The 13,977-nt window shown below is 36.9% G+C and carries 13 protein-coding genes and 1 tRNA gene; 10 read left to right on the top strand and 4 right to left on the bottom strand.

Features of this window, described 5'->3' with window-relative positions:
* The first annotated feature begins 91 nt into the window (after positions 1–91).
* Positions 92–2,887, top strand: a complete 2,796-nt coding sequence (locus VLZ86_RS14500) for a 2-oxoglutarate dehydrogenase E1 component (protein ID WP_325452652.1) — start codon at positions 92–94, stop codon at positions 2,885–2,887.
* 29 nt (positions 2,888–2,916) lie between these two features.
* Entirely contained in the window at positions 2,917–4,188 is a 1,272-nt protein-coding gene (gene odhB, locus VLZ86_RS14495) for a 2-oxoglutarate dehydrogenase complex dihydrolipoyllysine-residue succinyltransferase (RefSeq protein ID WP_325452591.1), read from the top strand.
* Between the two features lie 779 nt (positions 4,189–4,967).
* Here the strand turns inward: odhB and VLZ86_RS14490 are convergent.
* Entirely contained in the window at positions 4,968–5,603 is a 636-nt protein-coding gene (locus tag VLZ86_RS14490; protein WP_325452588.1) for a response regulator transcription factor, read from the bottom strand.
* A 60-nt stretch (positions 5,604–5,663) separates the two neighbouring features.
* Positions 5,664–6,122 (bottom strand): retropepsin-like aspartic protease, encoded by a 459-nt coding sequence (locus VLZ86_RS14485; protein WP_325452586.1) that lies wholly within the window; start codon positions 6,120–6,122, stop codon positions 5,664–5,666.
* Positions 6,123–6,488: 366 nt separating this feature from the next.
* Here VLZ86_RS14485 and VLZ86_RS14480 point away from each other — a divergent pair, with 366 nt between their 5' ends.
* The 8 genes from VLZ86_RS14480 (at position 6,489) to VLZ86_RS14445 (ending at position 11,809) form a co-directional block, all read left to right on the top strand.
* The gene (locus VLZ86_RS14480) at positions 6,489–7,256 is read left to right on the top strand and encodes a TatD family hydrolase (RefSeq protein WP_325452584.1); all 768 of its coding nucleotides are present in this window, start codon (positions 6,489–6,491) and stop codon (positions 7,254–7,256) included.
* 2 nt (positions 7,257–7,258) lie between these two features.
* Positions 7,259–8,290 (top strand): asparaginase, encoded by a 1,032-nt coding sequence (locus VLZ86_RS14475; protein WP_325452582.1) that lies wholly within the window; start codon positions 7,259–7,261, stop codon positions 8,288–8,290.
* Between the two features lie 72 nt (positions 8,291–8,362).
* Positions 8,363–8,450 (top strand) — tRNA-Ser (locus tag VLZ86_RS14470).
* A 195-nt stretch (positions 8,451–8,645) separates the two neighbouring features.
* Positions 8,646–9,428, top strand: coding sequence for a MotA/TolQ/ExbB proton channel family protein (locus VLZ86_RS14465; RefSeq protein ID WP_325452580.1), 783 nt, complete (start codon positions 8,646–8,648; stop codon positions 9,426–9,428).
* A gap of 21 nt (positions 9,429–9,449) precedes the next feature.
* Positions 9,450–9,902 (top strand): hypothetical protein, encoded by a 453-nt coding sequence (locus tag VLZ86_RS14460; RefSeq protein WP_325452578.1) that lies wholly within the window; start codon positions 9,450–9,452, stop codon positions 9,900–9,902.
* Between the two features lie 2 nt (positions 9,903–9,904).
* Entirely contained in the window at positions 9,905–10,504 is a 600-nt protein-coding gene (locus VLZ86_RS14455) for a biopolymer transporter ExbD (RefSeq protein ID WP_325452576.1), read from the top strand.
* Positions 10,505–10,525: 21 nt separating this feature from the next.
* Positions 10,526–11,005 (top strand): biopolymer transporter ExbD, encoded by a 480-nt coding sequence (locus VLZ86_RS14450; RefSeq protein ID WP_325452574.1) that lies wholly within the window; start codon positions 10,526–10,528, stop codon positions 11,003–11,005.
* Between the two features lie 105 nt (positions 11,006–11,110).
* Positions 11,111–11,809: a porin family protein gene (locus VLZ86_RS14445; RefSeq protein WP_325452572.1), complete on the top strand. Its 699-nt coding sequence runs from the start codon at positions 11,111–11,113 to the stop codon at positions 11,807–11,809.
* 57 nt (positions 11,810–11,866) lie between these two features.
* On the opposite strand, the gene VLZ86_RS14440 is transcribed toward VLZ86_RS14445, so the two are convergent.
* Positions 11,867–12,475: a hypothetical protein gene (locus VLZ86_RS14440; protein ID WP_325452570.1), complete on the bottom strand. Its 609-nt coding sequence runs from the start codon at positions 12,473–12,475 to the stop codon at positions 11,867–11,869.
* Positions 12,472–13,932, bottom strand: coding sequence for an RNA polymerase factor sigma-54 (gene rpoN / locus VLZ86_RS14435; RefSeq protein ID WP_325452568.1), 1,461 nt, complete (start codon positions 13,930–13,932; stop codon positions 12,472–12,474). Before rpoN ends, VLZ86_RS14440 begins: the two co-directional genes overlap by 4 nt.
* Positions 13,933–13,977: the final 45 nt, after the last annotated feature.

Raw genomic sequence — 13,977 nt, 5'->3', positions numbered from 1 at the left:
TATCATATAAATATACTAAAAGCAATTCTTATTTTACTAAAAGTTGTATTTTTGAATAAAATTTGAAAACATCTGAACGTTTTACAAAATGATGGATAAATATTCCTTTTTAAATGCCGCTCACTCAGCTTTTTTCGCTGAATTATACGATCAATATTTACAATACCCAGATTCCGTTGAACCGAGCTGGAGGGCCTTTTTTCAAGGCTTTGACTTTGGTTCCGAAAACAGTGAAGTTGCCAATGTTGGCAATGTTGGCAATGTTGGCAATGTTGCCAACGTTGATGATGTTGACTGTATTTCGCCAGAAATTCCTGATCATCTGCACAAGGAATTCAACGTCATCAGACTGATTGACGGGTATAGAAACCGAGGCCATTTGTTTACCAAAACCAATCCGGTAAGGGAGCGAAGAAAATATGAGCCTACTTTGGCGCTTGAAAATTTTGGACTTTTAAAAGAAGACCTCAAGACTGTTTTTTCCGCAGGAGAGGTTTTAGGGATTGGCCCACAGACTTTAGAAAGTATTGTAGAGCACCTAGAAAAGATTTATTGTTCTTCCATTGGTTTGGAATATATGTATATAAGAAACCCTAAGGAAATTGAATGGATTCAGAAAAAATTGAACATCAATGATAACCAGCCTAAATTCTCTTCTGACCAGAAAAAACATATTCTTAGCAAACTGAATGAGGCGGTAACCTTTGAAAGCTTTTTGCATACCAAGTATGTAGGTCAAAAGCGTTTTTCATTGGAAGGTGGTGAATCTTTGATTCCGGCCCTTGACACCCTGATTGAGAGCGCAGCCGAAATGGGCGTGAAGGAATTTGTGATGGGAATGGCACATAGAGGCCGTTTGAGTACCCTGATCAACATTTTCGGAAAATCGGCTAAAGACATATTTAGCGAATTTGATGGAAAGGATTACGAACAGGAAATATTTGATGGCGATGTTAAGTATCACTTAGGATGGACTAGCGATAGAGAATCCAAAGGTGGTAAAAAAATAAACTTGAACATTGCGCCAAATCCTTCTCATTTGGAGACGGTAGGAGCAGTGGTTGAAGGGATTGCAAGAGCTAAGCAAGATGATAAATATGTTGATGATCCGTCGCAGGTATTACCTATTATTGTTCATGGAGATGCTGCTATTGCCGGCCAAGGCTTGGTTTACGAAGTGATACAAATGGTGAATTTGGATGGCTATAAGACCAATGGTACCATCCATATCGTGATCAATAACCAAATTGGATTTACTACCAATTATCTTGACGCGCGTTCAAGTACTTACTGTACTGACGTTGGGAAGGTGACCCTGTCTCCGGTATTACACGTTAATGCGGATGATGTTGAAGCTGTGGTGCATGCCATGCTGTTTGCCTTAGATTTTAGAATGACCTTTAAGCGTGACGTATTTATTGATCTTTTGGGATATAGAAAATATGGACATAATGAAGGTGATGAACCACGTTTTACGCAACCAAAATTATATAAAGCCATTGCAAAGCATGAAAATCCGAGAGAGATTTATGCTAAAATTCTTATAAAGGAAGGTATTGTTGATCAGGAGTATGTCAAAAACCTGGAAGAAGTTTATAAAGCATCTTTGGAAGAAGAATTAGAGGATTCCCGAAAGCAGGAAAAAACCGTAATTACTCCATTTATGCAAGATGAATGGACAGGTTATGAATATGCTGATGCTAATATGATGATGCAAGATGTGGATACAACTTTCCCAAAGGAAAAATTATCCAAGATTGCCGAAGTCATTTCCAATTTACCTAAAGATAAAAAATTCATACGTAAAATAGAACGGCTCGTTCAATCCAGGAAAACTATGTTTGATGAAAACAAGTTGGATTGGTCCATGGCAGAACATTTGGCCTATGGTACTCTTTTGCAAGAAGGTCATGATGTACGGATGTCTGGGCAGGATATTGAGCGTGGGACGTTTTCGCATCGTCATGCCGTTATAAAAGTGGAAGATAGTGAAGAAGAAATTATACTTTTAAACCATATAAGTGACGAACAAGGAAAATTCTATATTTACAATTCACTGCTTTCTGAATATGGCGTTGTAGGTTTTGATTATGGTTATGCCATGGCAAGTCCTAATACATTAACCATTTGGGAAGCGCAGTTTGGTGATTTCGGTAATGGTGCACAGATTATGGTGGATCAGTATATCTCTGCTGCAGAAGATAAGTGGAAAGTGCAAAACGGATTGGTTATGTTATTGCCACATGGTTATGAAGGCCAAGGTGCAGAACACTCTTCAGGACGGATGGAACGCTTTTTACAACTTTGCGCAAATGACAATATGTTTGTAGCCGATTGTACGACCCCTGCCAATATGTACCATTTGTTGAGAAGACAGATGAAGACCAACTTTAGAAAACCCCTCATTATATTTACACCAAAAAGCTTGTTGAGACATCCTTTGGTAGTATCCTCGGTAGATGAATTTGCAAATGGAAGTTTTCAAATGGTCATTGATGACGCAAAAGCTGAGGTAGACAAAGTGAAAACTTTGGTTTTTATGACCGGGAAGTTTTATTATGATCTTTTAGAAGTCAGAGAGGAACAAAATAGAGATGATGTTGCATTGGTGAGAATAGAGCAATTATTTCCTTTGCCTGCAAAACAGATGAGAGAGATCATGAAAAAATATAAAAATGCCGATGATATTGTGTGGGCACAAGAAGAACCTCGCAATATGGGAGCTTACAGCTTTATGATGATGCATTTTGAAGAGTCCAAGTCGTTTAGAATAGCGTCGCGACGTGCTTACGGCGCGCCAGCCGCAGGAAGTGCAATACGATCTAAACGTCGACATCAGCAGGTGATTGACTATGTGTTTGACAAAACAAAGAACAACCAACGATAAATAGAAATAATACTAAAATATAGAATACGATGATTTTAGAAATGAAAGTTCCTTCACCAGGAGAATCCATTACAGAAGTAGAAATTGCAGCATGGTTAGTTGCGGATGGTGATTATGTAGAAAAAGACCAAGCTATCGCTGAAGTAGATAGTGATAAAGCCACATTGGAGCTTCCAGCAGAAGCCAGTGGAATTATCACCTTAAAGGCTGAAGAAGGAGATGCAGTGGCCGTGGGCGCAGTGGTATGTTTGATTGATACATCTGCCGAAAAACCTGCAGGTGGTTCAGATTCTAAGTCTGAGAGTAAAGGTGATGAGGACTCTGGTGACAAAAATGTTGAGAAAGAACTTTCCAAAGAGCAAAAAGAAACCCCTAAACAGGAAGAAGAACCTAAGAAGGCTTCAAGTCCTGACCAAACATCATATGCTACTGGAGCAGCTAGTCCTGCAGCCAAAAAAGTATTGGCAGAGAAGAATATGTCCGCTTCAGAGGTTAGCGGTACAGGAAAAGATGGCCGTGTCACTAAGGAGGATGCTGTAAAAGCTACCCCTTCAATGGGAACGCCAACAGGAGGGAAACGCGGGGTATCTCGTTCAAGATTGTCTATGTTGCGCCGTAAGGTTGCAGAACGCTTGGTAGCTTCCAAAAACGAAACTGCAATGTTGACCACCTTTAATGAGGTAGATATGACCGCAATTTTCAAATTGCGAGAGGAATACAAAGAAACCTTCAAAAGCAAGCACGGTGTTGGATTAGGCTTTATGAGTTTCTTTACTCTGGCAGCGGTTAGGGCCTTGAAAGAATATCCTGCAGTCAACTCCATGATTGATGGTCAGGAAATGGTGAGTTATGATTTTTGTGATATCAGTATTGCCGTTTCGGGTCCAAGGGGATTGATGGTTCCAGTGATTAGAAATGCTGAAAACCTATCCTTTAGAGGGGTGGAAAATGAAGTAAAACGATTGGCCCTCAGAGCGCGTGATGGACAACTTACTGTAGATGAAATGACCGGTGGTACCTTCACTATTTCCAATGGAGGCGTTTTTGGTAGTATGTTGTCTACACCAATCATCAATCCGCCGCAAAGTGCAATTTTAGGAATGCATAATATTGTTGAACGTCCTGTGGCTATTGACGGGCACGTTGAAATTAGGCCCATCATGTTTTTGGCGGTGTCATATGACCATAGAATTATTGATGGTAAAGAAAGTGTCGGTTTCTTGGTAGCAATCAAAGAAGCTCTAGAAAACCCGATCGAACTCTTAATGGATAATGATGTTAAGAGAGCTTTGGAATTATAAGTAAAAATAAAACATTTATAAATTAAAAAAGGGCAACTTATTTAAATAAGTTGCCCTTTTTTTGACTAACTAACAATTAAAAGAAATTAACCAGAATATTTGCAGTGATAATCAATATTGCGCTTGCTATCAAGCCTATGATTAGTAAACGATTGCCGCTTTTGAAATTATCTTTCATGATTTTCATAGGTTTTTTAGAGATTTAGGTTGCTTCTATTCACTTACTTAAGCCTATATCATGCCCTTAATATGAGATCACTTAAATAGTACTGTAAATTTCACCAATAATGTGATGTTAAACAATACGTAGTTCTACGTATTTTTTAATCTAATTGGATAATAAAACAATAAAGCCCTGAACCAATAAAGATCCAGAGCCTTATGAATAATTCCCCTAAGAATTAATAGCATGGTAAATTTCGACAATTATATAATGCCAAACAATACGTAGTTCTACGTATTTTTTGAGCATTTATGTTCTTTTCTCATAAAATGAAGGCATAATCCAAGAAAAAAGAGGTGGCCCTTAGATTTTTTTGATGACTTGTTGGATTAAATTAAATATTCCCACGAGGTTACCCGTAGGAATAACTGTAAAAGAAGAAATTAAAATGGGAGCAAAAAAAGAAATAATGGTTTGAAAATAGTAGTCCTACTAATACTCTTCTGAAAAAGCTCTGGATTATTGACAATCCAGAGCTCTCTGATTCTCCTAACGAGAAATTGATTAATAGCAATGTAAAGATGGCTTTTATCCCACTGTCAAACAATACGTAGAACTACGTATTTTTATCAAGAAACTCTTCGTTTTCCTTAGCATAGAGTGCTAAACTTCCTCCTTTTGACTCTAACTCCAATTTTCTAATGATATGGCTTTTATGTTTTTCGACCGTTCTGCCAGAAATGAACAGAATGTTACCTATTTCTTTAGCTGTCTTGTTTAAGGCTATAAGTTTTAAAACTTCAATTTCAGTTGGAGTTAAAAGCTCTAATTCTTTTGGCGGTTTAGGGATTTCTAAATACTCGATAAGTTCCGGGCTGAAATAGGATTTTCCGTCCAATACTGAAGCTATACAATTTTCAATTTCAACGAGTGCGAATTCTTTAAGTACATACCCATATATTTCAAGCGCTTTTGCATGCTTATATATAGCTTCGTCCTTTTCAAATGTAATGAGGATGATTTTTGTAGATAGATTTAATTCCTTGCACTTTTCAGCGATTTCCAAACCACTTAAAAAAGGCATTTGGATATCTAGGATGGCAATTTTTGGTCTCTTCGATATAATCATCTCTAATGCTTCCTTGCCGTTTGCGGCACTTCCAATGAGATTGTAATCTTTTTCCTTTAAAAAATCGGTAAGCCCTTTTAAAATAAGAGGATGATCGTCTGCTATAATGATGGAGGTTGCCATATATTAAAAAAAAGAAAGGGATTTAAAGATAAGCTATTAAATTATTAAAAAAGAGGGGTGTTATTTCAATTTCAAATATAAATAGCGTTTGTCATAATCAATTACGGCCTTGGCTTTTTTCAAAATGTCGGCACCTATAATACCGTCTACTGGTTTTGAATTATGGTTGAGAAGTGCCGTATTGACATGGGTTAAATTAAAGAGTACGAGAGCAACTTTGTCCTTCTTCCATTTTCCAATTTTAAGTTTATTCTTTTTGGAAACTTGGGTGAACATATCAGTTGCACCAGCACCTGCGGCTTTGACTTCAGAATCTTTAGCAGTTAGTTTGAACGTTTCAATAGCTTCAAAACCTACGCATGAATTTGATGCGCCAGTGTCTAAAATGAACAAACCTTTGACACCATTTAGCGTTGCTCTTATTTCAAAGTGGTTTGTTTTGGTCAACTTTAATTTGACTTTTATATATCCTTTCTCTAAAAGAAAGTCCTGAAGTGACCTGTCCGTACTATCAATCATCTAAATTTTGGGTTTACGTTTTCTAAGCCATAAAAATAGGACAATTACCGCTGACAATACCCTAATGAAATAATAAAGTCTAAGTAATTCCGACATTTGGAAATCAGCTTGGGTGTGATACAGATTTTAATGCGGCTCGTCAGACTGACGTTTTTTTAGAACAAAAACTCAAGACAGATGAAGAATCATGATTAAAACAGAAATACAGTGGTTTTAAAATTTATTCCTAAAAATGTAGAAGATGATAAATGCGTACAGAACTTCTTAAAAAAACGGGCATAATAGGGCCATACTTTCGCAACGACTTCTTTTAACACTATAGTCGTTAATTTGTATTATTTGCAAAAGAACTTATACTTTTGCAGGATGACTGTTACAGATACACACACCCATTTATATAGTAGTGCTTTCGATGAAGACCGAAAAGCAATGGTGGATCGCGCCATAAAAGCTAATGTGACCCGTTTTTTTATTCCTGCCATTGATTCTACTTATACTAAAGCCATGCTTCAACTGGAGGCTGATTTCCCAGATTACGTCCATTTGATGACGGGTTTGCATCCTACTTCAGTTAAAGAAAATTATAAAGCCGAGTTGAGCCATGTTGAAAAACAGCTTTCCCAAAGAAAATTTATCGCAATTGGAGAAATTGGCATTGATTTATATTGGGACAAAAGCACCTTAAAAATTCAGCAAGAGGCCTTTAAACATCAAATACATCTTGCAAAACAGTATCAACTTCCCATCGTGATCCATTGCAGGGATGCATTTGATGAAATTTTTGAAATTTTGGAAGTTGAAAAATCTGAGGATCTATTTGGCATTTTCCATTGCTTCACTGGCGATTTGGATCAGGCAAAACGCGCTATATCGTTCAATATGAAATTGGGTATTGGGGGTGTGGTTACCTTTAAAAATGGTGGCGTCGACAAGTTTTTAAATCAAATTGATTTAGAACATATTGTTTTAGAAACAGACTCCCCCTATTTGGCGCCAACACCATTTAGAGGCAAACGCAATGAAAGTGCCTACATTATAAAGGTACTTGAAAAACTATCTGAACTCTACGGCCTCTCCCAGGAGAAAATTGCCGAAATTACAACTGAAAATTCTAAAGCCATATTTAAAGTATAATTATGTCCAACCAACAACCCAACATTTTATTAATTTATACAGGCGGAACCATTGGTATGATCAAAGATGCTGATACCGGTGCTCTCAAGGCTTTTGACTTTAGCAATCTGCTTAAGCAAATCCCAGAACTGAAACTGTTGGATTGCGAAATCAGAACTATTTCCTTTGAAGAACCTATTGATTCGTCTAATATGAATCCCGATTATTGGGTTCAAATTGCTGAAATTATCGAGCTCAATTACGATTCGTTTGATGGGTTTGTGGTTTTACACGGTAGTGATACCATGAGCTATACCGCCTCAGCGTTGAGTTTTATGTTGGAAAACTTAGCCAAGCCAGTTATTCTCACAGGGTCTCAATTGCCCATTGGTGATTTGCGTACCGATGCCAAGGAAAACCTGATTACGTCCATTCAAATGGCTTCTTTGCGCCATCATGGCAAACCGGTCATTAAAGAAGTCGGACTTTATTTTGAATATAAACTCTATCGGGGAAATAGAACCACAAAAATCAATGCAGAACATTTTGAAGCCTTTGAGTCTTTAAATTACCCTGATTTGGCAGAGTCAGGAGTACATTTAAAAGTGTCAAAGGAGCATCTTTTTAAACCAAACGTGCGTAAAAAATTTACGGTTCACAAAAAACTTGAAAATAATATCGCATTAATAAAGTTGTTTCCGGGAATTTCAAAATCGGTTTTAGAGTGTATGTTTTCGTCTTCTCATATTAAAGGAATCATCATAGAAACTTATGGTGCGGGAAACACAACTACAGAAAATTGGTTTATTGATCTTCTCAAGAAAACGATAAAAAAAGGAATTCCTGTGATAAATGTGACACAATGTTCTGGCGGAAGTGTCATTATGGGGCAGTATGAAACCAGTTCCCAACTCAAGAATATAGGTGTTATCTCCGGAAAAGACATCACAACAGAGGCTGCTGTGACTAAATTGATGTATATGTTGGGTGAGAAAATTTCTGCTAAAACGTTCAAAACCATCTTTGAAACATCCTTAAGAGGGGAAATGTTTTAAAATTAACGAATAAAATTTTTTACGCCAATATTTTTTTTCGTTATTTGGCAAAGCAATTGAGCTTTAATTTTTAGAGAGGTGGCCGAGCGGTCGAAGGCGCACGCCTGGAAAGTGTGTACACCTCAAAAGGGTGTCGAGGGTTCGAATCCCTTCCTCTCTGCAATTTAATTTTAAGATGATAGTTTTCCTTTTGAGTAAAGTCAAACTATTTAATTGAAATTCATTTTGCAATCCATGGGTGAGATCAACGATTGGAAACAATATTAAATCTGATATACTCTCCCGCATTTTTATTTTTTAATTGCAATTTTTTTATATCTTTAACACTTTAACTAATAAAATTAAGATCAGAACAATGAAAAGACTATTTTCTACCCTAGCCATTGCAGGAATCATGGCTTTCGGAACTGTAAGTGCAAATAACTATGCGGCTACAGCGTCAATGGCAACTACAACCGTTGCAACAGTAACTCAAGACGAAAATTCGGCCACTGCTGAAACAGAAGAACTTGGGTTTCATCAAGAATTAAAGAAACGTTTTATTGAAGGTGGCCCGGGATTTATGGGTATTGTATTGCTTTGTTTAATTTTAGGACTTGCAATTGCCATTGAAAGAATTATCTACTTAAATTTATCAACTACCAATACTAAAAAATTAGTTCAAAATGTAGAAGATGCTTTACAATCAGGTGGTATCGAAGCTGCTAAGGAAGTTTGTAGAAATACAAAAGGACCTGTTGCTTCTATTTATTACCAAGGCTTGGATAGGGCTGATGAAGATCTGGATGCTGCTGAAAAAGCTGTTATTGCTTACGGTGGTGTGCAAATGGGTCAGTTGGAGAAGAACGTATCTTGGATTTCATTGTTCATCGCATTGGCGCCAATGCTTGGTTTCATGGGTACGGTAATTGGTATGATTCAAGCCTTTGATAAAATTGAGGCAGCGGGAGATATGCAGCCTTCACTTGTTGCAGGTGGTATTAAAGTAGCACTTTTAACCACGGTATTTGGTCTTATCGTAGCTATTATTCTTCAAGTTTTTTACAATTACATCATCGCTAAGATTGATAGTATTGTAAATGATATGGAAGATGCATCTATCACTTTGATGGATATGCTAGTGAGATACAAAAGATAAACCGCACAATTAAAGAAAATTATGAATTTACACAAAATATTAAAAATAGTAGCGGCACTTTTGGGTCTTGCGGGTATTATCTTTTTGGTGACAATTATATCGAAAGGAGATACAGCAATTCAATCTGCGGCTACAGATGGCGATAGTGCCATCCTTGATCCAATGATTTATGTAACTTACATTATTTTTGCATTGACGCTTGTTCTAGTTTTAATTTTCGTAGTTCAAAACTTGTTCACAAATACAAGTTCTTTGAAAAGCACGTTAATTGGCGTAGGGGCCTTTGCAGGAGTATTGATAATATCTTACGTATTGTCTAGTGGTTCGGATGCTGGTAATTATTTTTATAACGGAGCACCAGCTACAGAAGGTGAGGCACACATGGTAGGTGCAGGTCTCGTCGCATTTTACATTCTTATTATTGCTGCTGCGGCCGCAATGTTATTATCAGGAATCAAAAAAATAACTAAGTAATTATGGCAAAAAGATCAGCACCCGAAGTTAATGCAGGATCCATGGCTGATATTGCATTCTTACTTCTTATCTTTTTCTTGGTAACTACTACCATTGAAACAGATTCAGGATTAAACAGAAGGCTACCTCCTATTGATGACGAGAAGGTTGAACCACCTATTATTAGACAGAAGAACATTTTTACTGTACTTATTAACGGAAGAAACCAATTACTGGTTGAAGATGAGTTGATGGAACTTAAAGATTTGAGAAAAGCGGCTGTTGAATTTTTGGACAACGGCGGTGGTACAGGAGATGATGCGTGTACATACTGTAAAGGTAGAAAAGATCCTAAGTCATCTGACAATCCAGACAAGGCCATCATTTCATTAAAAAATGAGAGAGAAACTAAGTATGGTACTTATATTTCTGTTCAGAATGAGTTGGTAGCAGCTTATAATGAATTGAGGGATAGAAGGGCAATGGAACTTTATGGAAAAACTTTAAAGGAAATGGAAGCCAATTATAGCGATGTCAATTGGATAGGAAACAAGGAATCTCTGAAAGAAAAAATCGATAGGGTAAAACTTGATTATCCTCAGAAATTGTCAGAAGTTCAATAATAATTTAGAAAAACATCAATAATGGCCAAATTTAATAAGAAGAAGTCAGGAGATTTACCGGCAATATCGACAGCGTCATTACCTGACATTGTATTTATGCTATTATTCTTTTTTATGGTGGCAACTACAATGCGTGAAACGACATTGAAGATTGAAAACAAATTACCATATGCTGACCAGGTTGAAAAACTTGATAAGAAGGATTTGATAATGTATATTTATATTGGAAAACCACAAGAAGCTTTCCAAGGACAATATGGAAAAGAATCTCGGATCCAGCTTAATGATAAGTTTGCCGAACTGGTAGACATTAAATCTTTTATTGCAGCAGAAAGAGCGTCAAAAAGAGAGGAATTAGTGCCGTTTTTGACCGTTGCTCTCAAAGTGGATGAAAATGCCAATATGGGTCTGGTGAGTGACGTTAAACAGGAACTTAGAAAAGAGAATGCATTGAAAATAAACTATACTACCAAAAAAGGTGATATTTCCCAAAACAAGTAATATAGGTTTATTAGTTAAATAGTCTATATAAGCATCCTATTAAAATAGGATGCTTTTTTTATGAACTAAATTTAAAGACGGGGCATTATCATTTATATTTGTAGGATGAAAACAGCCATATTAAGTATCGTGTTCGCTTGCGTAACCTCAGCTTTGTTAGCACAGCAACCTATAGATACCACTTTTGTGGACTATAAATACAAGGAAGATCAGTTTTACTTTTCAATTACCTATGACCTGTTGGGTAAAAAGCCTAGTGAGATCAAACAGAGTGGTTTTTCTAGTGGTATTCATTTGGGCGTTATCAAGGACATGCCCATTAATGAACGTCGAAATAAGGCTTTTGGAATTGGACTGGGATTTTCGGTAAATTCTTACAATCAAAACATGTTAATTTCACAACATGAAGATGGGACATATACCTATCAAATTATTAATGAAAATGAGATTACAATCAAAAGAAATAAGTTCACTACTTATTTAGTGGAAATGCCCCTACAATATAGATGGCGTACTTCTACACCAAAAGAATATAAATTTTGGCGCGTACACACAGGTGTCAAACTTGGTTATGTGCTTTATAATTCGTCGAAATTTATTGGCAGCATTGACGATGTTAAATTGAATAATATCGATGATATTAACAAATTACAATATGGGCTCACGCTCAGCGCCGGGTATTCCACCTGGAATTTTCACGTGTATTATGGCCTGAATTCTATTTTTAAGGATTCAGCACAATTGGACGGGAAATCAATAGATATGAACAGTATAAAGATTGGTTTAATGTTTTATGTGCTTTAATTTGATAGCACTAAAGTATGCGCTAGCCTACGTTATCATTCCGTAGTTACAAGCGTTCTACAGCCAGTAATTCAATAACACCAGTTGCGGCAGCAATCCAACGAAAAAACCAACCAACAGCTCAGCATTCGTGTGTGCTTTTAAGTGCAGCCGAGAAGTCGCTATAGCGCCCATAATAATGCACATTAAAGCGATTGTGCCGTTAATATTAATCTTAAAATTAATGCTCAACGCTATCGCAAACATGAAAAACCCGGCACTTCCAATCATATGGATGCTGGCTTTAAACCTTAAAATGGCCAAGAATAAACACGTTAAGGTGGAAAAGAGAATCCCTAAATAATAATAGTATAATTCTGGTATTTCGTTATAAGGCAGCACTCTCTTTAAGATCAATATCATGATCAAAACATTTAGTATCAAAGGAATAATCCGCTCTTTACTTGTTTTAAGCTCTAGAGATTCTACTCTTTTAATAGTCTTTAGAAGAAAATATAAAAGTATTGGTAAGATGAGCGTTAAGATAGTAACTGAAAAAATCTTCGCTTTCATTACCGGTTCAGGAATAAAACGCGGTGTTTTTGAGAAATAAAAAACTACCCCAAGTAGGGGCATGAGCAAAGGATGAAAAATATAGGAAATACTTTTTAAAAGATAGTGAATCATAATTGTTTTCGTAGTCGCGCTACAGAAATATCTAATTGTTCCCTGTATTTAGCAACTGTCCGTCGCGCAATAGGATACCCTTTTTCCAATAAGATCGCTGCCAGTTTTTCATCGGTAAGTGGCTTGCGTTTATCTTCGTTTTCAATGACGGTTTCAAGAATCTTTTTTATTTCCCTTGTGGAAACTTCTTCGCCTTGATCGTTTGTCATGGATTCAGAAAAGAATTCCTTGATCAATTTCGTGCCGTAAGGAGTGTCCACATATTTACTATTCGCTACACGGGACACTGTTGACACATCCATATCTATTTCTTCTGCAATATCCTTTAAGATCATGGGCCTAAGCTTGCGCTCATCGCCGGTTAAAAAGTAATCCTTCTGATAGTGCATTATTGCACTCATCGTTACAAATAAGGTCTGCTGACGCTGTTTGATGGCCTCTATGAACCATTTGGCAGCATCAAGCTTTTGTTTTATGAACATTACCGCGTCTTTTTGCGATTTGGATTTGTCCCTGGCCTCCTTATAGCCTTTCATCATGTTCGTGTACTCTCTAGATACATGAAGTTCTGGTGCATTCCTACCATTTAAAGTGAGTTCGAGCTCACCATCCACAATTTTGATTGCAAAATCAGGAACAATATGTTCTACAACACGATTGTTTCCTGAATAGGAACCTCCTGGTTTTGGATTCAGACGTTCTATTTCTTCAATGGCATCTTTAAGTTGAAGTTCACTAATGTCAAATTTTTGAATTAACTTTTTATAATGTTTTTTCGTGAACTGATCGAAAGCATTGTCAATAATTTCAATTGCCAATTCCACATCCGGATTTTTCTCCTTTCGATGTAATTGTATGCTCAAACATTCTTGTAGATTACGTGCTCCAACCCCAGCAGGATCCAATTGATGGATCACATGAAGTACTTTTTCTATTGATTTTTCATCCGTAAATACATTTTGGGTAAACGCAAGATCATCAGTAATCTCGGCCAATGAACGTCGGATATAGCCACTTTCATCTACACTGCCCACTAAAAACTCAGCAATATCACGTTCATCATCAGTCAATCTGAAGGTGTTAAGCTGATTGGTTAAATATTGGTTGAAGGATGTGCCTGCGGCAAAAGGCATATCTCTATCCTCATCATCTGCACTGTAGTTGCTAACTTGGGTCCTGTAATCAGGAATGTCGTCATCGCTCAAGTATTCATCAACATTGATGTCTTCTCCAATCTGCTCATGCTCTTCATAATCATCCTGAGTATTGTCAAATTCATCATGCTGGTCGTCAAATTCATCCGATTCCTTACCAGATTCCAACGCCGGGTTTTCTTCCATTTCCTGCTTTAAACGCTGCTCAAATGCTTGCGTAGGCAATTGGATCAGCTTCATCAACTGAATTTGTTGCGGCGACAATTTTTGTGATAGTTTGAACTGTAAATACTGTTTAAGCATGGGTTTTAAAAGATTTACTCTAAAAATAGAAAAAACAATCTACAT

The sequence above is a fragment of the Gelidibacter sp. genome, assembly GCF_035515035.1.
In the GTDB taxonomy this organism is placed as follows: domain Bacteria; phylum Bacteroidota; class Bacteroidia; order Flavobacteriales; family Flavobacteriaceae; genus Gelidibacter.
This window is presented reverse-complemented; position numbering and strand designations above follow the sequence as displayed.

Coding starts and splice junctions, on each gene's coding strand:
- VLZ86_RS14475 (WP_325452582.1), top strand. CDS start 7,259: ATGTCCAACCAACAACCCAACATTTTATTAATTTATACAGGCGGAACC.
- VLZ86_RS14455 (WP_325452576.1), top strand. CDS start 9,905: ATGGCAAAAAGATCAGCACCCGAAGTTAATGCAGGATCCATGGCTGAT.
- VLZ86_RS14480 (WP_325452584.1), top strand. CDS start 6,489: ATGACTGTTACAGATACACACACCCATTTATATAGTAGTGCTTTCGAT.
- VLZ86_RS14500 (WP_325452652.1), top strand. CDS start 92: ATGGATAAATATTCCTTTTTAAATGCCGCTCACTCAGCTTTTTTCGCT.
- VLZ86_RS14465 (WP_325452580.1), top strand. CDS start 8,646: ATGAAAAGACTATTTTCTACCCTAGCCATTGCAGGAATCATGGCTTTC.
- VLZ86_RS14485 (WP_325452586.1), bottom strand. CDS start 6,122: ATGATTGATAGTACGGACAGGTCACTTCAGGACTTTCTTTTAGAGAAA.
- rpoN (WP_325452568.1), bottom strand. CDS start 13,932: ATGCTTAAACAGTATTTACAGTTCAAACTATCACAAAAATTGTCGCCG.
- VLZ86_RS14440 (WP_325452570.1), bottom strand. CDS start 12,475: ATGATTCACTATCTTTTAAAAAGTATTTCCTATATTTTTCATCCTTTG.
- VLZ86_RS14450 (WP_325452574.1), top strand. CDS start 10,526: ATGGCCAAATTTAATAAGAAGAAGTCAGGAGATTTACCGGCAATATCG.
- VLZ86_RS14460 (WP_325452578.1), top strand. CDS start 9,450: ATGAATTTACACAAAATATTAAAAATAGTAGCGGCACTTTTGGGTCTT.
- odhB (WP_325452591.1), top strand. CDS start 2,917: ATGATTTTAGAAATGAAAGTTCCTTCACCAGGAGAATCCATTACAGAA.
- VLZ86_RS14445 (WP_325452572.1), top strand. CDS start 11,111: ATGAAAACAGCCATATTAAGTATCGTGTTCGCTTGCGTAACCTCAGCT.
- VLZ86_RS14490 (WP_325452588.1), bottom strand. CDS start 5,603: ATGGCAACCTCCATCATTATAGCAGACGATCATCCTCTTATTTTAAAA.